This window comes from Ectobacillus funiculus (assembly GCF_004138295.1).
Lineage (GTDB): Bacteria > Bacillota > Bacilli > Bacillales > Bacillaceae_G > Ectobacillus > Ectobacillus funiculus.
This window is the reverse complement of record NZ_SCFM01000013.1, coordinates 211383-236729: the sequence shown is the minus strand read 5'-3', so window position 1 is coordinate 236729 and position 25347 is coordinate 211383. Positions and strand designations below refer to the sequence as shown.

The window sequence follows — 25347 nt, the reverse complement described above, 5'->3', positions numbered from 1 at the left end:
CCATTCCCTCCTTCTACTACGCAAACTTTGCAAGCTCTGAAGCAATTACATTTGCTGCTATCTGCTTTCGATAATAAGTGGAGGCAAACGCATCTGAAACCGGCTGAAATTCCTCCAAGACATTTCTATACACATCTTCTAAAACAGCATCTTGTATAGACATTCCTTGCAGCAGCCTTTCGGAAAACTGCAGCCGCTGCGGAGGTGTCTCTCCACCGCCGGCAGCAAGGCGAATATGCGTAATTGTACCGTCCTCCTTTCTCATGCAACACCCAGCGATCGTTACAACAGACGGGATAAACGCCTCTCTTCGGCCAATTTTTCTATAAAAACAATCTGCTGTCCCGGATTCAGGTAATTCAATCTGTGCCACAATCTCAGAAGAAGTAATTTGACTATTATCCTTTTCTTGTAGCCACTGCCAGAGCGGCTTTGTCAATCTAGTGCTTCCATCGAATGTCGTGATAAGAGCATCCGCCGCCAATAACGCAGGGATAGCGTCTCCAATTCCGCTTGCGACATTACCGCCGATTGTGGCTCGGTTGCGTACCGCAGGCGCTGCTATGCCGCGCACAGCTTCAGTAACAAGGGGACTATGCTGCAGCACAAGGGAACTTGAAAGCAAGCTCCCTAATGTTGTTAAAGCGCCTATACGTACTACCGATCGGCCGTTCATTACCTCCCGGCTTACACCCTTTATCTCATCAATTCCTTCTAGATTAATCAAATGGCCGGGATCTACCCTTCCTTTTTCCCACTCTATTTGCAGCAATGTTCCAGCGGCTATGAAACAAGCATGAGAACCGAGCCTCTGCCTCATTCCCCATGCCTCCTCTAAGCTTTTAGGAAACCAAACTGCTGGGGAGAGCATCTCTCCAAGCATACATGTTCGCCCCTTTCATAGATTCATATCCAACCCTTGTATCAAGGCTGCATTTCTTCTGTTATGAAAGCACCATTCTTTTTTGGCAATCTGACCGCTGGAGGGAAATCAGTTCCGCAACAATGCTTACCGCAATTTCCTCTGGCCCATCAGCACCAATTGACAACCCAACTGGACTTTTGACAATAGGAGGTATAGCACTCCCGCCAAGCAAACGCTGCGTACGCAGATTTGATCCCAATACACCTATATACCGTACAGCCTTCGTTAGAAGATACCGCAGCACTTGTTGATCGCGCTGAAATTGATGAGTTAAGATAAGTATAAAATCACGAGGAGTAAACCGTATGCGTTGAAAGGCTTCTTCAGGAAACGCGACAATCAGCTCATCAGCTTCAGGAAAGTTTGCACGGCTGCACAGTGCGGGCCGCCAATCTGAAACAACGGTAGAAAAACCGCTCTGAGCTGCGAGCTTTACTAATGGTATCGCATCCATCCCTGCCCCAAATACAATAACACGTGATTTCGGCCAAATGGTATGAACATATATATATGCGGATAGCCCTGAAACAAAAAACATACCGCTTTTTTTACTTCTTTCATTCATATAATATTCGACTTCCTCCGGCACATGCCCAGACCATTCGCCAAATGTATGCCGACCAGCCAAAAACAGATAATCCGAAACAGCTCCAATATCGTTCAGTTTCTTGAGGATTGTCACTTCGATTCCTTGATCAAGATACAGCTTTAGCGTTTTTAAATGCTGTTGCAAGCGCTCATCCACCAGCTCAAGAAGTACATGCACCGCTCCGTTACATCCAGCTCCCTGCCCCCAGGAAAGATCATCCTCCACCCGCATATCAAATACAATCGTTTCGGATACCCCTTTCCTTCGTAAATCATGCACACGAGCAGCCACATCAGCTTCTAAGCAACCGGCGCTCAACAAACCAATTTGTGTTCCATCTTCCCGAAACAGCATACACGCTCCTTCTCTTCTATAAGCGGAACCGTCCACATGAATAACCGTTGCCAATACATCTTGTTCACATACGCCAATATCGAGAATTCGGTGCATTCCTTCCATGAACGACTCCCCTTTCAAAAGATCCATCCACCCCTAGAATTACAATACTGCCTACCACTTTTTACCTACTGTATACAATCCATCACGTATCGTCTATTGATAGGTTAGATTTTCTAACATAGAAGATGGTGAAATGGAGAAAACTCACCGACTAGCGAGATTTTGACAAAGACAGAGGCGTAGCTGCACTTACACTATTTCTAAATTCCTGCTACGTCGAATTCGCTTCTAGCCGAAAATTTATACGTTCTTAAAGCACAAAAAAATCCCTCCTATGATGAAACACAGGAGGGATGCTCTTATAGATGTTGAGAAATAACTTCTGTTAATGCTTCCTTTGGCTGATAACCGCTAATCGTCTCTACAACCTCTCCATCTTTAAAAAGAAGAAGCGTCGGAATGCTCATAATTCCAAATTTCGTTGGTGTAATTTGCTGTTCATCCACATTCATTTTTACAATCTGCACTTGACCGCCAATTTCTGTATCGATCTCCTCTAATACCGGCGCAATCATGCGGCACGGTCCGCACCAAGGTGCCCAAAAATCTACGAGGGTTACCCCTTCACTTACTGAAGCATCGAAGCCTTGATCTGTTATATGTTGAATCGCCATATTATTTCACTCCCGTTTGTTATTTTCTTAAAAACGCATTGGCTAAAGGCATACTCTTCTCCCTAACCATAGTCTCCTTCGATTCTTCTCCTGTCATTCCAAGATGCCGGATACCCTGAGTCTATCGTTCGGAGCAGAGTTCCTTCTTCGCCCTGCATCACTTTCCTTTGTGTGTGTTTGTAAAACGGTTAAGGTTTCACACAACTCCAGAAACCATTGCTTATCCCTTGTTTCCAATGCTAGGTCGATAAGCGAAAGAATATATCCTTCCCGATCCATAGCAGGAGCTGGTAGTTTTTCTAGCCATTTGCGAGGCAACCGAATTGTTTTTCCAACCGTTTCTTTATTATCACATGCCACAACGTGTACCTTTACGATATCTTGTAAGGAATCTACACTCTCAATATAGCCGTGCAGCAGCTCACCATCACCTGACTTCCCCCTTACCCAATCCCCTATTTCTAATCGTGATTTTCCATTTGTTAACATGTTTATTCACCGCCATCTCAAATGTTATAAAAAAAGTTACAGTTTATCTAAAAAAGAATCATAAACTATTTTTTCCTCCGCAAGGGATGTCACTACCTGAAGCAGGTCATGTCGCCAGAACAATCTTTATTAAAAAAGGTATGCAGAACATCTGTAATAAAAAAAGTTACATTTCAAATAAACAAAAACACTATGGACATTTTTTAATCTTCTTTAAAACGGATTCAATTGTAATATTCCCGAGATACGCTTCTAAATACATTTCTGCATCATGGAAAATCCCATCCATTACAGTTTGAATATTCGCTGAAACAAGACAAGGCTGCTCCGGATTTCCTGTACACCAGCTCGGCTTTAATGTTCCGTATGAGACCGCGTGATAAATTTGTGCTAAGGTCGTATCCTCAGGACGACAATTCAGCATATAACCGCCGCGAATCCCTTCCTTCGTCTTCACAAATCCACTTCTACGCAAGCTGCTCATAATCTTACGAATACGCGCTGGATGCGTACAAACATTTTCCGCAAGCATCTCGCTGCTCGCCATATGATCAGGTAAATAGGCTAAATAAACAAGGCTGTGTACTGCAATTGTAAATTCACTGTTCATCTAACCCACGCCCTTCTCAAATTTCTTACTGTAATCATAATTGATACAGTTTCAAAAGTCAATACGATTGCTTACGTCGATAATAGAGTGAACTACACACAAGAAAGCCTTTCTTTTTGTAATAAGAGTTATTTTACAGATGAGAGCAGATATTTATACAAGAATCCCTTGCATAAAACAAGGGATTCTTAGGAAAAGAATTAAAATGCCCGTAAATACTGAGTTGGCACTTCCGGCTCTTCCTTTAATGTTTCTGCTGCGTGAAGCGCCCAATATGGATCATGCAGCATACCGCGACCTACAGCGATAAGATCTGCCTCGCCATTTCCTAGTGCAGCTTCGGCTACAAACGGATCGTCCAAATTTCCAACTGCAATGACCGGACAATCGAGCTGTTGCTTCAGCTCTCTTGCAAACGGCACCTGATAGCCTGGGTGAATACCCGGGCTGCCGCCTGAGCCAATTGGGCCTTCTCCTCCGGATGACACATGGAATATGTCTGCTCCAGCCTTTTGATAGTTTTTACATATTTCCGCAATATAGTCAATACCATAGCCACCCTCAACATATTCAACACCAGATACCCGGAAAATAAGCGGCATATTGGATGGCATCTCTGATTTAGCTGCTTCAATTACCTCTACCCCGAACCTAGACAAGTCTTTTCCGTATTCATCACTTCGTTTATTTGTTAACGGAGAATGGAATTGATGAATAAGATAACCGTGCGCACCATGAATTTCTACTGTATCAACACCAGCCTGCACCGCACGTCGGACTCCATCGCGAAATTTTTCAACCAGTTGCTTTACTTCATCTGTTGTCAATTCGCGCGGCACACCGTATCTCTCATTAAAACGAATGGCAGATGGGGCAACAGGAGTATGTATATGTTCAGCCTTACGTCCCGAATGCGCAATTTGAATCCCAACTTTTGTACCATGAGCATGCATAGCATCAATCACTCTTTGAAATGCCGGCACATGATCATCTGACCAAATTCCAAGGTCAAATTCAGTCAGTCTGCCGTCTGGCTCTATATCTGTCATTTCCATAATAATTAGACCAGCTCCTCCAATGGCGCGGCTCGTATAATGAATCAAATGCCAGTCATTTGGCTTGCCATCCTTATTCGTCACAGAATATTGACACATCGGCGGCATTACGATTCTGTTTTTTAGCTCTAAGCTTTTGTAGGAAAACGGAGTAAATAGGTTTCTCATCAACACTCTTCCTTTCTTTATCCTCTCTTCCCTTCCAGAGCCGGAAACAGCCCTGCTGCCTCCGTGAAAGGTTGCTGTAATACATATTATCCATACTACCATGATTCAAATCAGGAAGATAAAATTCTGCCCGTAGTACCGCTGCATAGCCCTATCCGCTGCAGTAACTACATACTTTGAGGTATGATAATGATAAAAAGTATACTGTCATGTATACTAGATAAGAGGTGAAATACGTGGCACATATTGATGAAAGCTTTAACTGTGAAAAAGAATTAACGCTCGCGATTATCGGCGGAAAATGGAAAATGCTCATTTTATGGCACTTAGGAAAAAGCGGTACGAAGCGATTCGGCGAGCTAAAAGCACTCATCCCCGGCATCACACAGCGCATGCTTGTGAATCAATTGCGGGAATTAGAAGAGGATATGATTATTCATCGTGAGGTCTATCCAGTTGTTCCTCCAAAGGTAGAATACTCCCTCACAAAGCAAGGGGAAAGCCTTATGCCAATTCTTGACTCGATGTATGAATGGGGTAAGAACTATATGGAGACTTTCGGGGGACAGGTTGCGCAGCACGGTACAGCCAGCGATTCAGCTACATAAAGAAAACCCGCCGATTGACAAGCCCTTCTCTTGGGCGAAAACAGAAGCATAGTTGCACTTTACTTTATTCTAAAAATTTCCTGCTGCGTCGAACTCGCTTCTAGCCGAGAATTTATGTTTTCTTAAAGTATAAAAACAAATAGTTGCACCCGTCCTTTACACGGGCTGTAACTTATTTTTTTATATCCTGCCCTAGATATTCGAGAAGCTTAATTTACATACAATTCCTCAAGCCAACCTGCTTTCCTTAGTATAAATTTTTACACTATGTAACCTACAAGTGCGTACTTGCAGAAGAGATTCGTTTGGCCAATAATAACAGTAGCATTCTTATGAGCAAGACAATACATTCATTCCTAACTATCAAGGAGGAAGAACTTATGAAACTTAGAGTCTCAGCAATTCAATATCATCTTCATACAATCCAATCCTTCGACGAGTTTGCAGAGCAAGTCGAGCATTATATAAAAACGGCCGAGGAATTTAGCGCTGATTTTGTTTTATTCCCAGAATTTTTCACAACACAGCTTATGTCCATCGGCAATGAAAATAAAAAGGCTCTGACGATAGAAGATCTGCCCGATTTTACCGAACAATACCGAGAGTTGTTTATCAAGCTCGCAAAACAAACAGGCATGCATATTATTGGCGGCACACATGTTGTGCGCAAAGGTGATAAATTATACAATGTTGCCCATTTATTTTACCCAGATGGCAGAGTGGCGGAGCAAGCAAAGCTGCATATCACACCAACTGAAGTAAACGAATGGAATATGGCACCTGGAGATGGCCTCCAGGTATTTGAAACAGATAAAGGAACAATCGCAATGCTAACGTGCTACGACATCGAATTCCCGGAAATCGTACGGATGGCAAAAGCAAAAGGTGCTGATGTTATTTTCTGCCCTTCCTGCACAGATGACCGTCACGGCTTCCACCGCGTTCGTTACACAAGCCATGCGAGAACAATCGAAAATCAAGTATATGTCGTGACAACAGGTACGGTCGGTTCCCTTCCAACCGTAGACTTTATGAGAGCAAACTTCGGTCAGGCAGCCGTACTTACGCCAAATGACATCCCGTTCCCGCCGCGCGGCATTTTAGTTGAAGGGGAGCTCAACCACGATATGATTGTCACAGCAGACCTAGACTTGGAGCTTCTTTATCAGGTGAGGGAAAGCGGCTCTGTCACAACATGGCGCGACCGCCGTACCGACCTCTATACAGATTGGAAATAGTGAAGAAAACTTGCCTATGAGCAAAGACAGAGACGTAGCTGTACTTATACTTTACTCCTAACATTCTCTACTACGTCGAATTCATTGCTCGCTAAAAATTTCTTTCTTAAAATATAAAAAAAAGGAGCGTCACATATGGAGTATAAAAGAATTACAAGCATACAAGACCCGTTATTTAAACAAATGCACGAACTCATGCAAAACGTATTTCCTCCTGAGGAAGTATTAGAGTTTGACTTATGGAAGGAACCTTTAGAGGATCCGGGCATTCGCGTATTTGTAGCGGTTCATGAAGATAAAGTTGTTGGCGCGACAGAATACCGCTATTATGAGGATTTCAACGTAGCAATGACAGACTTTACCATCATTGGTCAAGCAGGGCTTGGTATTGGCCCATTTTTAGCTGAAAACCGCCGTGAAGATTTACTTGCATTAGCTGCAGGGAATGGTAAAAAGCTCTACGGCATGTTCGCTGAAATTTATGATCCATATCGGGTGGAGCATCATGAATTTGGCGGCGTGAAGCCAATGGACCCGTATGTTCGCCGTGAGGTGTTATCTCACCTGGGCTACAAACGTCTGGATTTCTCTTATATTCATCCGTCTTGGAATAATGATGGCGAGGCAGTTGAAGGATTAGACCTTTGCTTCCTGCCGATGCAAAAAGAAACAACGCACATTGCATCAGAACTCATTGTCCAATTTTTAAGACGCTATTATACCGTATTGCCAAACAAACCGCAGTCTTGGTATGAGATGGTAGAGAAGCTAGAAGCAAAGGAAACAATTGCGTTGCTGCCGTTATAATAAAAGAGATAAATGTAAGAAGAGGGGGAGCGGCAAAATCATTCGCTGCTTCCCCCTCTTCTTATAGTCCCTATAATCTTATCATCACCTGGGTACCATCTTGTAATGTTACATCAACAATCACAAGACCTCTTTGTTGCTTTAACTCTGTAATTACTACGCTCAGAAAGCGCTTTATCACCGTTGCATCCAAAGGTGCGATAGAAAAGTCTGTGCGCCCTAACTGATGCCGTATCCACATATCTACCTGCCTCCAAAGGAATTTAGAAGACAGCAAAGAGCTAAAAACATATAGAAAACTATATGGAACCGGAATCGTAAATCTGCGGCTCTGATTTGTTTTAATTTTGACTGTCATCATCGAAAAACCTATTCAATAACAACAGCTACAGTATCACCATTAGCTGATTGAATATCGACAATCTGGCCGTCTAATTCATTTTCAATTGCATCGATTAATAAATCAATATCTAAATCTTTTACATATTTCTCTGCTTGCGGCACGTTTAGCGCAATACCATGGCCCGCTTTTAACACAGCTTTCACCAGTTTAATCGGTACATTTACGTTTACGTTGTCGTGCTCCTTCGAAACGACACGTATTTTTAAGGTTTTATCTAAATACGAAGCAGACATTGCACGGGGTAATTCTTTTTCCTTCAGCACATGGATCAGCTCAGCTGCTTTATCAGAATCTATTTTTCCTTCTTGTACCATCGTTAGTACCTTTGAAATCTCTTCTTTCATTTGAACTCCCCCTATTCACTTTTTAGTAATCGAATTGCTTCTTCTGCGGTGATTTCACCATTTTCTAACATAGAAACAATTTTTTTCTCATCACGCTGATTTTTTTTCACTGTTTCTGTGTCATACCCAAGCGCAGTAATAATATCATTTAATTTCCCACGCACAGTCGGATAAGAGATGCCAAGTTCCTTTTCGACTTCTTTAATATTGCCCCTACAAATCAAAAACGTTTCGACAAATTGAAGCTGTTCTGAAGATAAAGAAGCAATCTTTGATAATTTAAACTCATTTTCAATTGTTGTATGACAACGCGAACAATGTAATTTTGTAATATGTAGCGAATTGCTACAAACAGGACAGTTGCTTAGAACAGAATATGCCATAAGAAAATCCTTTCTCTCATTTGAATTGATTATACAACCGAAAATCAATAAAGTAAATAAAACAATTAATAAAAATTAAAAATAACAACAATAAAATTAATTTTATTAATTTCAAACTTTAAGTTTTAAATAAAACATTCAATTTTATTGTTCGTGATGGAAAATGCGCTTCGTGACTCAGAGGATTTTCACTCTAAGAGCTGCAGCTTTTCAAACTGCATTACAAAAAGGGAAGAAGCATAGCGCTTCTTCCCTTTTCTATCATTATGTTATTTATTATTGTTCTAAGCTAACATCTTTAGCTCTGTTGTTAATTTCAGAAAGGCTTCTTTATCTCCATGTTCCAGTGAGTGATCGATTTTCTTTTGCAGTTGCTCTTTACGGAATTTACGAATTGATTCTTCCAAAACCATTTCAGCAAACAGCGAATACATAGCATCTAACCCAGCTTGTTTCGGTGCATTCAGCATATATTTTTTCATAGAAATCAACTCCCTGTCCTTTTTTACATTATATGCTAAAATTTCAGATTATTCAAATATTTTTTAATTTTTTATTTGAAAATATTTTCCAGTTTATTTTCTCTATATACTAAAGAGGGCAGAGGCTTAGTTGCACTTACATCTTGTTCCTAACATCTCCTCTACGTCAAGCCTACTTTCAGCTGGAAATTTACCACTTATAAAAAAAGAAAACTCGCCGATTGGCGAGCCTTTTAGCAAAGACAAAGGAGCAGTATCCCCCGTCACTTCCTTTATTCATGTATCTGTACACATAATGAAAGCACCGACTAATTTTCTAACTGCTCGCACTCGTATATGACCGAAGCGCATACCGCCAAAATCGACGTGATAACCATAAAAATACGCCGGCAATTAAAATCGATGCTGCAGCTGCGTTTATATCCCATTTCCCTAGCAGAGCCAAAGCCGGTGTGCTTGTAATAAAAGCGGCAGGCAAGACATACGTAAGTACGATGCGCAGCCAGCCGCGATACATACCGATGGGAAAACGTGTCGTTTCAAAGAAGGAATTAAAAACAAACGATAGATCGTCCATGCGAATGACCCAAAAAGCCGTTGTCATGAGAAGCATCCAGAGAGAATAGATGATTATAAACGACGAGCAAATCGTCACACAAAATATAAGTACATCCGCCAGAGATGGAATATACTGTTTTTGCACCAATGCATATAGAACAAGAGCAATGCCAAGCAGCACATCAATAAGCCTCCAAAACACTAAATGACGAAAGCTCACGTAAAACATACTATCTATAGGCTTTGTGAGAACATAATCAAATGTTCCTTTGCGAATATGCTGCAGCAGCCGCGACATATTTGGACGAAGTGCAAAATCAATCAATCCCTGCAGCGTGTTGAACACGCCAAGCAACAGCAGCACATCCTCATACACCCAGCCGCCAAGTTTATTCGTTTGATAAAAGAAGATATGAATCGTCAAAATAGCAATCCCGATACCAAACAAACTTGACAGTAAATTCCCGACAAATTCGCTGCGGTACTCCAGCTCTTCTACTAAACATGTTCGAAAAAACTCACGAAAGATACGCCAATATCTTCGCATACTATCCCCCCACTGCCTGGTTTTTCTTAAGTCCCGCCTTCCACAGCAGACTAAGTACAATCACGAAAAAGAGCAACCAGCTCATTGCCCCGACAAAGCCGTACATAATAGCGGTTCCTTGTATACTTCCCGTCACAATTTCAATCGGGAAGCCGATCATATAGCGAAAAGGCAAATACAAGCTAATTTTCTGAATGAGCGGTGGGAGCAGTGATAAAGGGGCAATACGGCCTGACACAAAGAGCGAGATCGCTTCAAACATTCCATATACAGCCGTTACCTTCGTAATCCAAAAGCCAAGAAGACCGAATGAATAGCTAAACAAAAATCGAATAGCAGCTGCGACTATAAGCGCCGCAAGAAAAAGAAGTACCTGCAATGTACTCATTTGAAAACGCAAAGCTGGAACAAAGAGAGCAAGAATGCCCCATATTGGAAGCAAAATCACAAAAAATAACGCCTTATATACAAAATTTTCAGCAATCGCCCAATGAATCGGATGCAAGGGACGAACGATTTGATAAGAGAACGTCCCTTCCCGAATTTCACGCTCAAGCTCCCAAACATCCCAAGCGCTTGTCATCCGTTCTACAAAAATAAGAACAGCAAAGTAAAAAATAAATGCTTCTTCTTGCTTTGGGTAAATATTCATCCATACGAGCATAGTAATGAGCGGCTGCACCATCGCGCCTGTCATCCAAACAATAGTAGCCAGCTGATAGGCGAACATTTCCACGTACTTCATGCGAAGAAGGACAACATATTTATGAAGCATGAGATCCCTCCTGAAACGCGAGCGTAATGACCTCCTCCATCGGCGGATCCTCAATATTTAAATCATGGACTTCAAACTGCTGCAAAAATTGCGCAGACACCTCTGGAATGCGCTCACGCGGCACACGTAGCGTTACCTTTCCTTCCTCAACCGCAACAAGCTCGCCATATGTGTTCCACGGGATATTCGGGACATCCGGCAAACGCAGTTCCAGCAACTTATATGGCGTGAGCTTTTCGGTTAACACCTTTAAATCGCCGTCATATAACAGCTTTCCATGATTAATAATTAAAACCCGGTCACAAAGCGCCGTGACGTCGCCCATATAGTGGGATGTTAATAAAATCGTTGTTTTGTGCTCACGATTGTATTTTCCGATAAACTGACGTACCTTTTCCTGCGTATGTACATCAAGTCCAATCGTCGGTTCATCCAAAAATAAAATCTTCGGTCTATGCAATAGAGCGGCCGCCAGCTCACACTTCATCCGCTGTCCAAGCGATAGACTGCGCGTCGGCTTTGTCAATAACGGTCCCAATTCTAACAGCTCAACAAGTTCATCCAATGTTTGCCGGAACGCTCGCTCCTCAATCTCATAAATAGCCTTATTGACCAAAAACGTCTCCATCGGCGGAATATCCCAAATGAGTTGACTTTTCTGTCCCATCACTAAGCTCATCATTTTTTTAAATTCTGCTTTTTGTTCAAAGGGAACGTAGCCACCGACTTGAATCTGTCCAGCTGTTGGGTGAAGAAGCCCAGCTAACATCTTAATCGTCGTTGTCTTCCCCGCCCCGTTCGGTCCTAAAAACCCGACAATTTCCCCAGATGGGATATGAAACGAGATATCCTTCACCGCTTCTACAAGCTGGTACTCCCGCTTAAACAAACTGCGCAGCGCATCGGTCCAACCAGCCTGCCGAACATGGATTTGAAATTGTTTGTTTAACTGCTGCACTTCAATCGACATACATACCTCCACTATTTTTTATTTAAAGAAAACTCACCGCGCACCCTTCTATGCACAAGGTCCTTTGTTCTAGTGCATGGACAGTTATTCTAAAGACAGAAGTGAATTACATTCACTAGCAAACACCCTACAAGATCCTTGTACTTTCCCGCAGTGTGAAAAAGCCTTTTATTTTCCACTCAGGAAAACAAGTAGATAACCTGTGTTCTATTATAATAATTCCTCGAAATTCTGCCCAATTCTTTCTATATTTTTCGGATAAAAAATTTCTATAAGATTAACATATGCTATAATGAAATCGATCACATCTTTATTCGAAGGGAGTATACAATCATGACAAGCAACAAGCAGTTTGTTGGATATATTGGTACGTATACAAAAGAAGGCAGCAAGGGCATTTATAAATTTACTCTTGATACAGAGGCACGGACAATGAGCCAAGTTGAGCTAGCTGCAACATTGGACAACCCTACATATGTAACAATTAGCCAAGATAATCAATATTTATATTCTGTTGTGAAAGACGGTGACTTAGGCGGTGCAGCTGTCTATTCCATCAACAGCGAAGCAAACACATTAGAGTTTGTAAATAAGCAGCTTTTAGAAGGCGCCTCTCCATGCCATATCAGCGTTGATTCTAACAACAGCCAAATCGTGACTGCAAATTATCATAAAGGAACAATTGAACTGTATGCAAGCAGCGAAGGCGGTGCATTAAATCCAGCTTCATCCATCGCCGAGCATCACGGCTCTGGTCCGAATGCAGCTCGACAAGAAAAGCCGCATGCGCATTACTCCGGCTTCACACCTGATGAAAAATACATTGTCGCAATCGATCTAGGAATTGATAAACTGATCACATATGCAGTAAAAGAGGGTGCTTTATCCGAAGTACATGCATTGTCTGTAAAACCTGGAAGCGGCCCAAGACATTTGGCATTCCATCCTAACGGTAAATACGCATACATCATGACTGAGCTTAGCTCAGAGGTTATCGCCCTTGCCTATAATGCAGAGGATGGCAGTTTCACTGAGCTGCAATATATCTCTACCATTCCGGCAGATTTCACGGAAAACAACCAAGGAAGCGCAATCCAACTTTCTGCGGACGGACGTTTCGTATACGCAGCAAACCGCGGCCATAACAGCATTGCCATTTTCAGCGTAAACCAAGACTCTGGAGAGCTTACTTTCGTAGAGCGTACACATACAGAAGGAAACTGGCCGCGCGACTTCCGCATCGATCCAACAGGCGCCTTCCTTGTAGCTTCCAACGAAGAATCTGGAAATCTTGTGTTATTTGCAAGAAACGAACAAACAGGAACGTTGCAGCTGCTGCAATCAGACGTACGTGTACCGAAGCCTGTATGTGTTGCATTTTTGCATACAGTCTAAGAAAAGCGGACAAGGCCCGCCTTTTATGGCAGCGTAGGGGTGGGCCGGAGTAAAAGGCGCTTTTTGCCTTTTGCGGAGGTTCAGCCCTACGCTGCCATTTTGGGCCTTGGGAGCTAGACATCACCCCGAAAAGTTATACTTTCTTATCTAATAAGAAAACTCGCCAATTGGCGCGGGCCGTTAGCTGAAGGCAGAGGTGTATAGCTGCACTTACACTGTATTCCTAAAATTTCCGACTACTTCGCATGGCTCTAGCTGGAAATGTATACTTTCCTACAGTGGAACAAAGTCCCCCTTCCATAGGATAAAAGGGGGACTTTTTCATTCTGAAATCATAAATTGCTTGATAAAAACGATTATTTAGTAAGTTGATTTCGATCTTCAACCTGCGGCGGCTCCTCCATCCATCCATTTTTAATCATAATTTTCCCGCCTTCTTGAGCAAAAGCAAAAATATCTTTTCCAATAAAGGCCATTTTTGCCGGCAAATCGCTTCGCAAACTAAATGCCCCCCCCAATGCATTACTTCCAAGTCCAAATGAGGCTAATAAACTTGTATTGTACATCATCAATTTATCGGAAAACGGCGCCGTTTTTGACGCAGTTGCTTTACCAGCGTGAGTGGCTGGTGGTTCAATAAAACTTTGCCGTAAAAATTCACCCAGGTCCATTTCAATTTTTTCGGATAATTTCATTCCTTTGACAAGATACTTTCTCACATCTTCATTCGTAGCAACTTGCGCAAAGCCAATCATTAATTGCATACCTACAAGATTTGTTTCAATGGCATGATGGATGAGGGAAACTTCAACCGTATTTAAGGATCTCTTTTCATTAAACAAATTCAATCCACCCATATACTCTTTATCCTTCACAAAACGAACCTCTGTTGGCATCGACACAAAAGGAGGACGTATCAAAACCCCCTTTTTCAGAAGAAATTGAGTTGATTGACTGTTCACCGCTTGGGACTCTGCAGTTAAACCTATAAAAAAATCTTCAATATCTTTTCGATAAGTCATACCTGTAAAAAGTGCATATAGACTCATTTCCACTTTCGTCATCAGATGCAGATACATAATATCGTACATGTAATCATACAGCTTCGGAACACCTTTATGTACGTCACCTTCTGTAAAACCCATGGGAATGACTGCCCCTTCTTGCTGGAGAATGCTTGTAATCGCCTCTACACTTAGGACAGCTCTGTCACAATGCAATTGCAGCAGTTGCTTCGCTTCATCATCAGCGTGCTCGATAAAATGTTCCAACATCCTGATGATCATCGTTTTTTCTTGATAAGTCATCCACAAATTAGCCAATTCTGACGATGTGATAGGCGCTTGACTTGATGTTGTCATTCTATATCCTCCTATGTTTTATTTTCTTACTGTAACCACAAGGACACTATTTTATAAATAAATATTCCCTACAGCACATCTATCTGGAAATTTATACTTTCCTACAGTGAAGCAAAAACGGCAAGGATTTATCCCCTGCCGTTTTGTTGAATATATACGATGTTACAATAGTTATTGCGAGTAACAGCTTAACATTTAAAGAATAGGAGCCATCGTTTCTTTTAGCACTTTAACAGAATGTGTAAACTGTTCTTTCTCTATCTCATTTAATTGAACCTCAATTACTTCTCTGACGCCTCCACGATTAATAATAGCAGGTGCTCCAATATAAACATCGCTATGTCCGTATTCACCATTTAAAAATACAGATACAGGCAGCACACTGTTTTCATTATTAAGTATCGCTTTTGTGATCCGAACGAGAGACATTCCAATACCATAGTACGTAGCACCTTTTCTTTCAATAATATGATATGCCGCATCACGTACATTCACAAAGATATTCTCCATGTGTCCCTTTGTAAACCCTCCTTTTCTTTTAAGAAAATCATCCAGCGGCTCAATTCCAATTGTAGAATGACTCCAAACAGGTAATTCAGTATCACCATGTTCTCCAATAATTAATGCATGCACGCTTCTTGGGTCTACATTGAAATAATCTCCTAGCATAAAGCGTAAGCGCGCTGAATCCAAAGTTGTTCCTGAACCGATCACACGCTCCTTCGGCAGTCCAGATTCTTTCCAGGTGACATATGTTAGTATGTCTACTGGATTTGTAGCTACTAAGAAAATGCCGTTAAAGCCGCTTTCCATTACGTTTCGTACAATCTGTTTGAAAATATTAGTATTTTTCACCACTAAGTCTAGGCGTGTTTCACCGGGCTTTTGTGCTAATCCTGCAGTAATAACGACCAAATCTGCCTGTTGGCAATCCTGGTAAGTGCCGTTCCACACTTTTGTTGGCTTAGGAGCAAACGGAATCCCATGATTGAGGTCCATTGCCTCTCCCTCTGATTTAGCTTCATTCACATCTATTAAAACCAGTTCCTCTGTAATTCCTTGATTAATCATGGAATACGCATAGCTGCATCCTACAGCCCCTGTTCCAATTAAAACAACACGATTGATTTTCTGATTCATTTTCAACATCTCCCTCGCGTAAATTTGTAAGGAAAATTCTCTTACTATTGTAGCGATAAGTTTTAATATTTGATACGTTGATTATATATTAAAACTTGTGAACTTTTTCACATAAACATTGACTTATTTGTGAACTTTTTCACATTTATAACTATAAAAACATTTTAAAGAAAACTCTCTGATCGGCAAAGACAGAAGCATAGCTGCACTTACACCTTGTTCCTAAAATGTCCTGCTGCATTAAATGGTCTCCTAGCTGGAAATTGATACTTTCCTACAGTGAAAAAAACCACCTCCCCTTAATGGGAGATGGCTTCTACTACTGGACTTATTTTCACTGCACTTGCTTTAAATCCAGGCATTCTACATGTCGGATCCAAGTCCTTTGGAATTAAAAAATTCACATTTTGTGAATCAGCCCAATGAAATGGAACAAACACTGTATCCTGCCTAATCTTATCAGACCACTGGCTTCTGACCACAATGCTTCCGCGCCGTGATTCTACTTTTACAAGGCTCTGATCCTGTATATTATATTTCATCGCTGTTGCCGGATGAATTTCCATAAACGATTCGAAGTTTCTCGCTGCAAGCGACGAGCTTTTTCTCGTTTGTACACCTGTTAAATAGTGTGACATAACGCGTCCTGTTGTTAAATAAAGCGGAAACTCTCCATCTGGTTTTTCTTTCGGAACAACTGAGTTGTTTGAAACAGCAACCATTACCGCTTTGCCATCTGGATGGGCGAACGATTCTTCAAACAACCGCTTCGTTCCCGGATGTTCCGGATCCGGACAAGGCCATAAAATGCCGTTTTCCTTACGCAGACGATCGTACGTGATGCCAGAATAATCTGCAAGCCCCCCACGGCTCGCTATCCGTAATTCATTAAAAATCTCCTCGGCAGATGAGAACGAGAAGTATTCTCCCTTACCAAGCACTTTAGCAATATCGCAAAGAATTTGCCAATCGTGTCTCGCTTCCCCAGGACAAGGCTTGCTTGCTTCCCGAAGCGTAACACGTCCTTCTACGTTCGTCATCGTTCCTTCGTCTTCTAAGTAGGAGGAAGCCGGCAAAATCAAATCTGCTAATCTCGCAGTCTCAGAAATAAATAGATCAACCGCCACGAAAAACTTTAATTTTTGTAACGCCTCCTGTACAAGATGAGCATTCGGATTGGACACAATTGGATTAGAGCACATCAGCAGCATACCAGTAATCTCACCGCTATGAACCTTTTCCATCATTTCATACGCCGAAACGCCTTTTCTTGGTAAATCTTCAGCACGGACACCCCATACATCTGCAATGTACGCACGGTGCTCTTCATTTTCAATCAAACGGTAACCTGGAAGCTGGTCTGCCTTTTGACCGTGCTCCCTTGCTCCTTGACCATTACTTTGACCGGTTACAGCTCCATAACCGCAATACGGCTTACCCATTTTACCCGTAGCAAGCAGAATATTGAGAAAATTACGAACAGCAGCGGAGCCATCTGTTTGCTGTTCAACTCCTCTTGCTGTAAAAATCATCCCTGTTTCTTCACGTCCGAAGATTCCGCCTGCCTTGCGAATTTGCTCAGCTGGTACGCCTGTTAACTCCGCAATTTCATCCATATCTAGTGCGGCAACATGCTCCGCTACCTCATCAAATCCTTTTACACGCTCACGAACAAACGCTTCATCTACTAAACCTTCCTCGATAATGACTTTTAATAACCCGTTAGCTAAAGCCGCATCTGCGCCCGGCTTTACCTTTAAATGCAGGTCTGCCATTTTCGTTGTCGCTGTTTCCCTCGGGTCAATTGCAATAATATACGCACCGTTTTCCTTCGCTCTTTCAAAGTATGGCATCATTGTTGGCTGACATTCAGCAATATTTGTCCCTGCCAAAATAATGCAGCGTACATTCGAAATCTCAGACATACTGTTGGTGAATCCTCGGTCCATACCAAACGTTTGGCTTGCAGCGGATGCAGCCGCCGACATACAAAGTCTTCCATTATAATCAATATATTTGGTTTGCAAGGCAACACGAGCAAATTTCCCTAGCAAATACGCCTCTTCATTTGTAATCGATGCGCTGCCGTACACCGCTAGCGCATCATTGCCATCTTCAGCTTGAATACTTGTAAAGTTCTCGCGTATCTTCTCAAGCGCCTGCTCCCACGAAATGCGGACAAATTCACCATTTACCTTCAGTAACGGATACGTAACCCGATCGCTGTGCAAAGCATGCTGATGTGCATTCATCCCTTTAATACATAAACGCCCCTCAGAAGTTGGATTGTCTTTTCCGATTGTTTTGTACTGCTTGCGCGATACAATCGACTGCTCAATCAACTGCATTTTGCATTGCATGCTGCAATATGGACATTGTGTATCGTACACACGCTCCGTTTCCGCTTCTTGCTGCCTAGATCGGAAATACTTTAATAACAATTCCGTCATAACTCTCCATCCTTTCTTGCTTATGAGTAGCTTTTACTTGATGTTTTTTGGTAATAAGCTGCATCTGCTTCCAGCCGCTCCAGCAATTGTCGACGAAGCTCTCTATCAAACAACACTTCCCTCACGTGTATGATGCCAACTCGGTCAAGCCATTGCCATGTGCGCTCCAAATAATTGGCTGTCTCTCGGTAATATTGAATAAAACCGCTGATAATTCCAACTGCCTCCTCATTCGTCTCCGCAACACAAAGCAATTGTCCGCTGCGCACATTACGCCCGCTGCTGCCGCCAACGTAGATTTCCCAGCCTCTGTCTATCCCCATAATGCCGATATCCTTCGTTGTCGAGCCCGCTCCATTATGCATACAGGCTGACACACCCATTTTAATTCGATAAGGTGTTGTCACAAATTCTGCTTGCTTTTCTAACAGAACAGCTAGCTCCAAAGCCTTATCCTTCTCACATTGACAGACATGTTCACCGATACACGTTTTTACATTTTGTACCATATTTCCATATGTCGCGCTTAATGGCATATCTAACTCAGCCCAAACGCTCGTTAAATCCTCTTGCTTCACACCCATCAATAGAATGCGCTGCTCACTCGTTATCGCTACATTCGCAATCTGATATCTTTCCGCTACATCAGCAATTTTCCGTAATTGATCTGCTGTTGTTAAGCCCCCGTACATTTGCGGAACAATGGAGTACGTGCCGTCACTTTGTACAATCGCATTCATCTGTTTGTTCATGTATAAAACTTCACGTTTGATTTCGTACTCTGGGTCAATCATTCCTAAATAATACTGCAAAGCAGGACGGCAAACAGAGCAGCCTTCGCTATCCTTCCAATGAAGCTCCTTCATGACCTCTTTCACAGACGCAAGACCACGCAGCTGCATCTCCTGCACAACTTCATCCTCAGTAAGCGCCGTACAAGGGCACATTGGTTTTTTCTCGATTACTTCTTCAAAGTCGTCACTTTGTATATATGCCAATAAATCAGCCACCAAAGGCTTACACCCGCCGCAAGAGCCCGAAGCCTTCGTACAGGCTTTAATCTCTTCAACCGTTGTTAATCCCTTTGTTTGAACGGCTTCAATAATGCTGCCCTTTGAAACACCATTACAATTACAAATAATGCTGCTGTGAGCCATCTGTGCAACCTCATTGCCACCGTCGCTTGATGACTGAAGAAGAGATACTTTATCCGTATCAGACACATCTCGTTGTTTCACAATAATATCAAGCAGTTTTGTACCATCCTTCGTATCGCCAAATAATACAGCACCGATCATTTTATCCTCACGGAACACGGCCTTTTTATAAATACCGTCTGCTGCATTATGAATCGTAACAGCCTTCGCCGTTTCATCCTCTATAAACTGGCCAACCGAAAACACATCAACACCGGATATTTTCAGCTGCGTCGAAAGAACAGAGCCTTCATATCCCTCTGAATCGATTCCACAAATACGCTTAGCTAATATCTTCCCTTGCTCATACAGCGGCTTTACTAGTCCATACACCATTCCTCGGTGTTCGACACATTCGCCGACTGCATATACATTTGGTACACTTGTTTCCAAATAGTCGTTAACGACAATCGCTCTGTTTACTTCTATCCCACTCTCTTGCGCCAGCCGTACATTCGGCCTTACTCCGACAGCCATGACAACCAAGTCAGCTTCTACCTCTGTTCCATCCTTAAAAACAAGCCGCTCTACCCGGTCTTCCCCAGCAATCTCTGCTGTGTGCTTTTCCAGAAGAAATTTCATCCCTTGCGCTTCCAGCTCTGCCTGCAGCATTTTCGCCGCTGTTCGATCAAGCTGCCTTTCCATCAGGTAGTCAGCAATGTGAACAACGTGCACATCCATCCCAAGGTTTAACAGTCCTCTCGCAGCCTCCAGCCCTAATAATCCGCCACCAATAACAACCGCTTTTTTATACTGTTTTGCTGTTTCCACCATCGTTTGGCAGTCTTCAATCGTTCGAAACGCAATAACTCCGTCCTTGTCAGCTCCTGGGAGCGGAAGCATAAATGGAACCGATCCTGTTGCTAAAATAAGAATATCGTACGGTACTTGTCGATCTTGATCTGTCTTAATCACTTTCTTCTCAGTATCAATCGCAGCAACTGTTTCCCCGCTAAACAACTGAATGTTGTTCTGCTCATACCAATCGCGGTCATTGATAACAATATCTGCAACCGATGTGCTGCCTTGTAGCACAGTCGATAATAAAATTCGATTATAGTTTACATGCGGTTCGCTGCCGAAAATCGTAATCTCAAAGGCATCTGGATTATGTTGTAAAATTTCCTCAATGCAACGAACACCCGCCATTCCGTTCCCTACTAATACTAGCTTTTGTTTGTGCATGTCAAAACCTCCGGCAAGTTATGAGAAATTGTCAATAAAACTTTGCATGCTTCTTATTATTTCATAAAACGCAGGGAAATGGAATCTTTAATGTTATAATTTCTAACATTAAAGTTACATAAAAACTATTTGATTTTTCTTCTCGTTCATGTATAATACCTTCCTTTCGACAAAGAACCAATCTCTTTTATAAATACATCAAGGTGAAAATTCACCTTTTCATTGTAAAACCTGTGTATCTTTCTTAATTTCGACAGAAAAAGACGAAAAATAAACGTTATGTTTTCTGACATCACACGTGACAAAAGTGAACATTTTATAGTATTCTTAACGCAACAAACAGCAGGCATACAAATTCAAACACAACCGGGGGTATCGCAATGAAACGTGTCAACTTATTCTCATTCATTATCTTACTTGGAAGAATCGCCTTCTCTAAAAAGTATAGTGTAGGTTGGTAATTACTCGTTTACACATAAAGAAAACGCGCTGATTGGCGAGCCCTGCCCTTGTGTAAGGACAGAGACGTAGCCCTACTTTATTCCTACAATTTCTCACTACATCGAATGGTCTTCTAGCTAGAAATTTATACTTCCTTAAAAGGTAAAAAAATAACAAGAGAAAAGACGGACATTGTCCGCCTTTTCTCTTGCGTATTCTCTAGCAAAACTGCGAATCTTATTTTTTAACAATTTTTTTTCCTGCACAACCTACAAGACAAAGGTTTTCATCACATAATATCCCGCATATAAAGCCTGCCCAAAAAACACTGCTCCCCACACCGCAGCTGGAATAAACGTAGCCTCCGCCAAGCTCGTCGCATCCCCTGCCTCATATCGATTGGTGACACTTAGCTTGCAAATTGTCCACGCTGATGTAATAGAGTCTACAAGCACTACAACGGAGAAGAAAATGCTCACATGAAGAATGAGTACTGTATATTGTTTATAGACAATATATCCAATTACCAGCAAGAAACTAATTGCCCAAAGAAATCCATATAAGTTCCGAACCCAAAACAAAGAAGAGACTGCTGTAATACCAAGAAAAATAAGCAAAATTGTCTGATAGTCGCCCTGTTGCAGCAAATAAAACAAGCCAACCGCTGCTGCGGAGGAACCAGTATAGCCTGCATACGCAACTAACGCTCGTATCGTGCGAGATCTTTTCGTTCTTGTGATAGCTAAACCGCTCGTATCCCGATGCAGCGTAATTTTATGCACCTTCCCGCCTGTTACAATTGCCATCAAACCATGAGATAATTCATGTATTAACGTATTAGCTAATGCTGCAAATGTTTCTGCTGTTCGCACAATCCGATACACTGTTAACAGCCCCCCTGTTCTTGCTTCAGGAAAGCTAAGCAAAATGGGCAAGGCAATAAATACAAATAGTACAAGCGCCATGTATGTATAAATCAAATAAATATTTGGCATAATTGCTCCCCTTACCTTCGTGTCATCTTCCATAGTATACCATGCTTTCTTTCCCTTTCAGCAATCTGGACAGAGCCAGCCAAATTCCACCATACATTCACCTGCGTAAAGTTTGATTCCATGCATTGAAATCTCTTACCTGACTTTGGTACAATCTGTACAGGAAAGACAGGTGATAGCATTGGTACAAACTTCCGCATTAATCAGCGAAGTTATTGATCGAATTTCAAGATTGAATATTCTTTCTGTCTATGAAAAATATATGAAACAGGATTTAGAGGATGCCATCCTCTCGATTTACGAAGAAAAATACCATGATAAAGACATCAAGGATGCGCTTCGCATTATTAAACGTAACTCCCTAAACCGGACAAAGCGGCGCTGGGTAAACAGTACAATACAGGATTACGAAAACAAGAAAAAAGGTCGCAAAGAGCTAGCAGAAGAATATGATTTGCTCGAAGCATATTATACAAAATACGGAGAAAAAGCCTTTAAGCAGCAATTCCACAGCTTTTCCTCCCCCACTGAGGTCATTGCATCTAGAATAGAAGAAATTACGCAGTGGAGTGAAGACGATTCACAGTTCTTATCAGACTATCGTTATATTCACGCAAAAACACGTTCGCAAATTGAAAAAGCATTACACGCAGACATTGCCGTCATTCTCGGGATCACGCTAACGGATAACTCCTTTTCACTTCTAGATGAGCTCATTATTGAAAGTCCGTTCAGTACAGTCGAGCACCCTTTCTTTTCGAACACACGCGGCAAGGTGCAGCTTAATCAACCGATGCTTGAACGCGAAGGCAAGCATTACTTTCAAAGCTACTACGACCTTGGCGATGGCACAGACTATCAATTTCTTATTGAAAAGGAATATGTTGAAGAGCATGGCAACAAGGTAAGCGATTTAGACCGTCTGGATTATAAAATTTTTCTTGAAGTCATGAGCAACCGTGATGAGCGCTTTGCGTCTCGTAAAATTATTGAAATTAAAATCGGTGATCTTGTCAAAAATCTATATAAAACCGATGGCACGAAAAACTATAAAATCGTAGAAGAGCGCATTACAAAAATGAAGCATTTCAGCATGACAAAGCGGCAGGATGATGATATTGTATCCTATGGCATTTTTGACTTTGTCCGCATCTACACACAGCCAAACGGTACGCGCGTGGCAGAAATCCATGTTAACGAAGTAATTTATCACGATTATATTCAAAAACAAACGATCCGCATGTATAAGAAAAAGGTTGAAAATCTAAGCCTGGATTCTTCCTATCATCTGCTGTTTGCACTGCAAAAGGAACGGCTGTATTGCTATGAGTCGAAATCATCGTATCAGGTAAAACTCAATTATATCTACTTCGCCACAAAAATCCGTTTTAAAAAGCGACGAAAATCAGAAAACTTAAAAGAAGTCGAAGAGGCACTAGAGGAGCTCATTTCCCAAAAAATTGTTGTTCAATCCTACCGCCGTATGGGCGAAGTATTTTGGGTTACCTTTATTCCGCTTGAAGAAAAGGAAGTGCGGGATCTGCTAGAAGGAAAATACGAGTATATGCCGATCGAATACTCGAATTATGATGCACTAACTTAAACGGAGGGATACATGAAGAATGAACGAGATTATTGAACTGCTGCTACAGCATCGATCCATTCGAAAATATGAAGACCGACCGCTATCTGATGAGCAAATCCGATTCATTGTGGAAAGCGCACAAGCGGCATCAACATCCAGCTATATGCAAGCGTACTCGATTATCGGCGTACGTAATAAAGAAAAAAAGCAACGGCTTGCTGAACTTTCCGGGCATCAGCCTTATGTAGAAGCAAATGGTCATTTTTTCATCTTTTGCGCAGATTTCTATCGCCACACTGTTATTGCCGAAATGGAAGAAGCAAATATGACCGATTCTCTCGAGAGCACGGAGAAATTTATGGTCGCTGTCATTGATGCAGCGCTCGCGGCACAAAATGCGGCTGTTGCTGCTGAATCGATGGGTCTTGGCATTTGCTATATTGGCGGCTTACGCAACAACCTAGAAGAAGTAGCAAAGCTGCTAAACACACCAAAGTACGTCATTCCGCTCTTTGGCATGACAGTCGGCTATCCTGTTCATGAACCAGGTAAAAAGCCTCGCCTGCCGCTAGCTCATATCTATCATGAAGATGCCTACAATCAAGATGAAGAAACATACAAAAAGCAGCTGCAGCAGTACAATCAAACCATTAAACACTACTATACAGAAAGAACAGGCGGTACACGAACAGACACGTGGACTGGACAAATGGCGCAAGCTCTTTCACAACCGACGAGAATGTATATGAAAAAGTTTGTGGAGCAGCAAGGGATGAATAAAAGGTAAAGAAAACTCGCCGATTGGCGAGCCCTGCCCTTGGGCGAAGACAGAGACGTAGCTCTACTTATACTTTATTCCTAAAATTTCTCGCTACGTCGAGTTGGCTTCCGGCTAGAAATTTATACTGTTTTAAAGTGTAATGGAAGAGCCACCTAAATAGGTGGTTTTTTTCATATCGCTTATCTTTCTGAAGCACATTTCATAAATCAATCATGCAATCCTCAAATATGCATACCTATCATACGTACCTTATTGACGAAAAGGTACGTCTTTTAGCCGTACATCGCCATTGCTTCATACACAGAATCGACATTCTCGTATGCTAATTCAACTTTTGAACCATTTCTCCGTACTAACACGTCAAAAAGTGAACCATTTCTCCGTACGATCTTGCAAAAAAAAGTGAACCATTTCTCCGTACTTGCTCTAAAAAATGAACCAGACTTCCGTACTTTTCATAAAAAGTGAACATTGCTTCCGTACCTTTTTGACATAGTGAACAATACCTCCGTACTTTTTTGACAATATGCACGAAATGGTTATATTTTCTACGTAAATCCCTGTTTTTCCTCATTTTTTCGCATTTTAATTATGAATATTTTGTGACCAAAATAGCAGCATTCTCGATAATTTGAACCATTTCTCCGTACGAATTATGCTAACTTCGACAAAACTAACAGCCGTCTTCACAAATGAACCACACCTCCGTACTATTTTGTCATTCCCCTTGCTTTTTCCCTATCAAACCCGCTTCGTGCCTACGTTTCTGTTACATAACAATGCTGCACAAAACA

The 25347-nt window shown here is 41.9% G+C and carries 24 protein-coding genes; 6 read left to right on the top strand and 18 right to left on the bottom strand.

What is annotated here, in order from left to right; all coding sequences use genetic code 11:
* Positions 1 to 16 precede the first annotated feature (16 nt).
* The 6 genes from EP737_RS11255 to EP737_RS11230 all read right to left on the bottom strand — a co-directional run bounded on the left by EP737_RS11255 (position 17) and on the right by EP737_RS11230 (position 4909).
* Positions 17 to 883 (bottom strand): FAD binding domain-containing protein, encoded by an 867-nt coding sequence (locus EP737_RS11255; RefSeq protein ID WP_129728064.1) that lies wholly within the window; start codon positions 881 to 883, stop codon positions 17 to 19.
* 61 nt (positions 884 to 944) lie between these two features.
* Positions 945 to 1973, bottom strand: a complete 1029-nt coding sequence (locus EP737_RS11250; RefSeq protein WP_129728063.1) for an XdhC family protein — start codon at positions 1971 to 1973, stop codon at positions 945 to 947.
* A gap of 299 nt (positions 1974 to 2272) precedes the next feature.
* A complete protein-coding gene (gene trxA / locus EP737_RS11245; RefSeq protein WP_129728062.1) occupies positions 2273 to 2587 on the bottom strand; it encodes a thioredoxin in 315 nt (104 codons plus the stop codon).
* A gap of 93 nt (positions 2588 to 2680) precedes the next feature.
* A complete protein-coding gene (locus EP737_RS11240) occupies positions 2681 to 3076 on the bottom strand; it encodes an IDEAL domain-containing protein (protein ID WP_129728061.1) in 396 nt (131 codons plus the stop codon).
* Between the two features lie 190 nt (positions 3077 to 3266).
* Positions 3267 to 3686: an RrF2 family transcriptional regulator gene (locus EP737_RS11235; protein WP_129728060.1), complete on the bottom strand. Its 420-nt coding sequence runs from the start codon at positions 3684 to 3686 to the stop codon at positions 3267 to 3269.
* Between the two features lie 200 nt (positions 3687 to 3886).
* Positions 3887 to 4909 (bottom strand): NADH:flavin oxidoreductase/NADH oxidase, encoded by a 1023-nt coding sequence (locus tag EP737_RS11230; protein WP_129728059.1) that lies wholly within the window; start codon positions 4907 to 4909, stop codon positions 3887 to 3889.
* A gap of 236 nt (positions 4910 to 5145) precedes the next feature.
* On the opposite strand from EP737_RS11230, the gene EP737_RS11225 reads away from it, so the two are divergent.
* The 3 genes from EP737_RS11225 (at position 5146) to EP737_RS11215 (ending at position 7562) form a co-directional block, all read left to right on the top strand.
* A complete protein-coding gene (locus EP737_RS11225; protein WP_129728058.1) occupies positions 5146 to 5517 on the top strand; it encodes a winged helix-turn-helix transcriptional regulator in 372 nt (123 codons plus the stop codon).
* A gap of 380 nt (positions 5518 to 5897) precedes the next feature.
* Positions 5898 to 6755 carry a carbon-nitrogen hydrolase family protein gene (locus EP737_RS11220; RefSeq protein WP_129728057.1) on the top strand — a complete coding sequence of 286 codons (858 nt, stop codon included), beginning with the start codon at positions 5898 to 5900 and terminating at the stop codon, positions 6753 to 6755.
* A gap of 135 nt (positions 6756 to 6890) precedes the next feature.
* A complete protein-coding gene (locus EP737_RS11215) occupies positions 6891 to 7562 on the top strand; it encodes a GNAT family N-acetyltransferase (RefSeq protein WP_129728056.1) in 672 nt (223 codons plus the stop codon).
* A 70-nt stretch (positions 7563 to 7632) separates the two neighbouring features.
* Here EP737_RS11215 and EP737_RS26010 read toward each other — a convergent pair whose 3' ends face one another.
* From EP737_RS26010 to EP737_RS11185, 7 genes are all read right to left on the bottom strand, one after another.
* Complete coding sequence (locus EP737_RS26010; RefSeq protein WP_205650924.1) at positions 7633 to 7920, bottom strand: hypothetical protein; 288 nt, start codon at positions 7918 to 7920, stop codon at positions 7633 to 7635.
* An 11-nt stretch (positions 7921 to 7931) separates the two neighbouring features.
* On the bottom strand, positions 7932 to 8309 hold the full coding sequence (locus EP737_RS11210; RefSeq protein WP_129728055.1) for an SHOCT-like domain-containing protein: 378 nt from the start codon (positions 8307 to 8309) through the stop codon (positions 7932 to 7934).
* An 11-nt stretch (positions 8310 to 8320) separates the two neighbouring features.
* On the bottom strand, positions 8321 to 8692 hold the full coding sequence (locus EP737_RS11205; RefSeq protein ID WP_129728054.1) for a DUF2089 domain-containing protein: 372 nt from the start codon (positions 8690 to 8692) through the stop codon (positions 8321 to 8323).
* Positions 8693 to 8976: 284 nt separating this feature from the next.
* The gene (locus EP737_RS11200) at positions 8977 to 9174 is read right to left on the bottom strand and encodes an IDEAL domain-containing protein (RefSeq protein WP_129728053.1); all 198 of its coding nucleotides are present in this window, start codon (positions 9172 to 9174) and stop codon (positions 8977 to 8979) included.
* A 316-nt stretch (positions 9175 to 9490) separates the two neighbouring features.
* Positions 9491 to 10279 (bottom strand): ABC transporter permease, encoded by a 789-nt coding sequence (locus EP737_RS11195; protein ID WP_129728052.1) that lies wholly within the window; start codon positions 10277 to 10279, stop codon positions 9491 to 9493.
* A gap of 1 nt (position 10280) precedes the next feature.
* Positions 10281 to 11054 carry an ABC transporter permease gene (locus EP737_RS11190; RefSeq protein WP_129728051.1) on the bottom strand — a complete coding sequence of 258 codons (774 nt, stop codon included), beginning with the start codon at positions 11052 to 11054 and terminating at the stop codon, positions 10281 to 10283.
* The gene (locus EP737_RS11185; protein WP_129728050.1) at positions 11044 to 12024 is read right to left on the bottom strand and encodes an ABC transporter ATP-binding protein; all 981 of its coding nucleotides are present in this window, start codon (positions 12022 to 12024) and stop codon (positions 11044 to 11046) included. Before EP737_RS11185 ends, EP737_RS11190 begins: the two co-directional genes overlap by 11 nt.
* 333 nt (positions 12025 to 12357) lie before the next feature.
* Between EP737_RS11185 and EP737_RS11180 the strand changes: the two genes are divergently transcribed.
* Positions 12358 to 13419 (top strand): lactonase family protein, encoded by a 1062-nt coding sequence (locus EP737_RS11180; RefSeq protein WP_129728049.1) that lies wholly within the window; start codon positions 12358 to 12360, stop codon positions 13417 to 13419.
* Between the two features lie 356 nt (positions 13420 to 13775).
* Here EP737_RS11180 and EP737_RS11175 read toward each other — a convergent pair whose 3' ends face one another.
* From EP737_RS11175 to EP737_RS11155, 5 genes are all read right to left on the bottom strand, one after another.
* The gene (locus EP737_RS11175; RefSeq protein ID WP_129728048.1) at positions 13776 to 14780 is read right to left on the bottom strand and encodes a DUF3231 family protein; all 1005 of its coding nucleotides are present in this window, start codon (positions 14778 to 14780) and stop codon (positions 13776 to 13778) included.
* Between the two features lie 195 nt (positions 14781 to 14975).
* Complete coding sequence (locus EP737_RS11170) at positions 14976 to 15920, bottom strand: L-lactate dehydrogenase (RefSeq protein ID WP_129728047.1); 945 nt, start codon at positions 15918 to 15920, stop codon at positions 14976 to 14978.
* Positions 15921 to 16219: 299 nt separating this feature from the next.
* A complete protein-coding gene (gene nasC / locus EP737_RS11165) occupies positions 16220 to 18370 on the bottom strand; it encodes an assimilatory nitrate reductase catalytic subunit NasC (RefSeq protein WP_129728046.1) in 2151 nt (716 codons plus the stop codon).
* Between the two features lie 20 nt (positions 18371 to 18390).
* The gene (nirB, locus tag EP737_RS11160) at positions 18391 to 20751 is read right to left on the bottom strand and encodes a nitrite reductase large subunit NirB (RefSeq protein WP_129728045.1); all 2361 of its coding nucleotides are present in this window, start codon (positions 20749 to 20751) and stop codon (positions 18391 to 18393) included.
* Positions 20752 to 21461: 710 nt separating this feature from the next.
* Entirely contained in the window at positions 21462 to 22220 is a 759-nt protein-coding gene (locus tag EP737_RS11155; protein WP_129728044.1) for a M50 family metallopeptidase, read from the bottom strand.
* Between the two features lie 139 nt (positions 22221 to 22359).
* On the opposite strand from EP737_RS11155, the gene EP737_RS11150 reads away from it, so the two are divergent.
* Positions 22360 to 23790 carry a hypothetical protein gene (locus EP737_RS11150; RefSeq protein ID WP_246040230.1) on the top strand — a complete coding sequence of 477 codons (1431 nt, stop codon included), beginning with the start codon at positions 22360 to 22362 and terminating at the stop codon, positions 23788 to 23790.
* 19 nt (positions 23791 to 23809) lie between these two features.
* Positions 23810 to 24559, top strand: a complete 750-nt coding sequence (nfsA, locus tag EP737_RS11145; RefSeq protein ID WP_129728043.1) for an oxygen-insensitive NADPH nitroreductase — start codon at positions 23810 to 23812, stop codon at positions 24557 to 24559.
* The last annotated feature ends 788 nt before the right edge of the window (positions 24560 to 25347 follow it).

What these genes read in the sequence shown, in the direction of transcription:
- EP737_RS11190 (WP_129728051.1), bottom strand. Translation starts at nt 11,054, where the DNA reads ATGCTTCATAAATATGTTGTCCTTCTTCGCATGAAGTACGTGGAAATG.
- EP737_RS11210 (WP_129728055.1), bottom strand. Translation starts at nt 8,309, where the DNA reads ATGAAAGAAGAGATTTCAAAGGTACTAACGATGGTACAAGAAGGAAAA.
- EP737_RS11205 (WP_129728054.1), bottom strand. Translation starts at nt 8,692, where the DNA reads ATGGCATATTCTGTTCTAAGCAACTGTCCTGTTTGTAGCAATTCGCTA.
- EP737_RS11255 (WP_129728064.1), bottom strand. Translation starts at nt 883, where the DNA reads ATGCTTGGAGAGATGCTCTCCCCAGCAGTTTGGTTTCCTAAAAGCTTA.
- EP737_RS11230 (WP_129728059.1), bottom strand. Translation starts at nt 4,909, where the DNA reads ATGAGAAACCTATTTACTCCGTTTTCCTACAAAAGCTTAGAGCTAAAA.
- EP737_RS11250 (WP_129728063.1), bottom strand. Translation starts at nt 1,973, where the DNA reads ATGGAAGGAATGCACCGAATTCTCGATATTGGCGTATGTGAACAAGAT.
- EP737_RS11200 (WP_129728053.1), bottom strand. Translation starts at nt 9,174, where the DNA reads ATGAAAAAATATATGCTGAATGCACCGAAACAAGCTGGGTTAGATGCT.
- EP737_RS11175 (WP_129728048.1), bottom strand. Translation starts at nt 14,780, where the DNA reads ATGACAACATCAAGTCAAGCGCCTATCACATCGTCAGAATTGGCTAAT.
- EP737_RS11170 (WP_129728047.1), bottom strand. Translation starts at nt 15,920, where the DNA reads ATGAATCAGAAAATCAATCGTGTTGTTTTAATTGGAACAGGGGCTGTA.
- EP737_RS11240 (WP_129728061.1), bottom strand. Translation starts at nt 3,076, where the DNA reads ATGTTAACAAATGGAAAATCACGATTAGAAATAGGGGATTGGGTAAGG.
- EP737_RS11235 (WP_129728060.1), bottom strand. Translation starts at nt 3,686, where the DNA reads ATGAACAGTGAATTTACAATTGCAGTACACAGCCTTGTTTATTTAGCC.
- EP737_RS11180 (WP_129728049.1), top strand. Translation starts at nt 12,358, where the DNA reads ATGACAAGCAACAAGCAGTTTGTTGGATATATTGGTACGTATACAAAA.
- trxA (WP_129728062.1), bottom strand. Translation starts at nt 2,587, where the DNA reads ATGGCGATTCAACATATAACAGATCAAGGCTTCGATGCTTCAGTAAGT.
- nfsA (WP_129728043.1), top strand. Translation starts at nt 23,810, where the DNA reads ATGAACGAGATTATTGAACTGCTGCTACAGCATCGATCCATTCGAAAA.
- EP737_RS11155 (WP_129728044.1), bottom strand. Translation starts at nt 22,220, where the DNA reads ATGGAAGATGACACGAAGGTAAGGGGAGCAATTATGCCAAATATTTAT.
- EP737_RS26010 (WP_205650924.1), bottom strand. Translation starts at nt 7,920, where the DNA reads ATGACAGTCAAAATTAAAACAAATCAGAGCCGCAGATTTACGATTCCG.
- EP737_RS11185 (WP_129728050.1), bottom strand. Translation starts at nt 12,024, where the DNA reads ATGTCGATTGAAGTGCAGCAGTTAAACAAACAATTTCAAATCCATGTT.
- EP737_RS11220 (WP_129728057.1), top strand. Translation starts at nt 5,898, where the DNA reads ATGAAACTTAGAGTCTCAGCAATTCAATATCATCTTCATACAATCCAA.
- EP737_RS11195 (WP_129728052.1), bottom strand. Translation starts at nt 10,279, where the DNA reads ATGCGAAGATATTGGCGTATCTTTCGTGAGTTTTTTCGAACATGTTTA.
- EP737_RS11215 (WP_129728056.1), top strand. Translation starts at nt 6,891, where the DNA reads ATGGAGTATAAAAGAATTACAAGCATACAAGACCCGTTATTTAAACAA.
- nirB (WP_129728045.1), bottom strand. Translation starts at nt 20,751, where the DNA reads ATGCACAAACAAAAGCTAGTATTAGTAGGGAACGGAATGGCGGGTGTT.
- nasC (WP_129728046.1), bottom strand. Translation starts at nt 18,370, where the DNA reads ATGACGGAATTGTTATTAAAGTATTTCCGATCTAGGCAGCAAGAAGCG.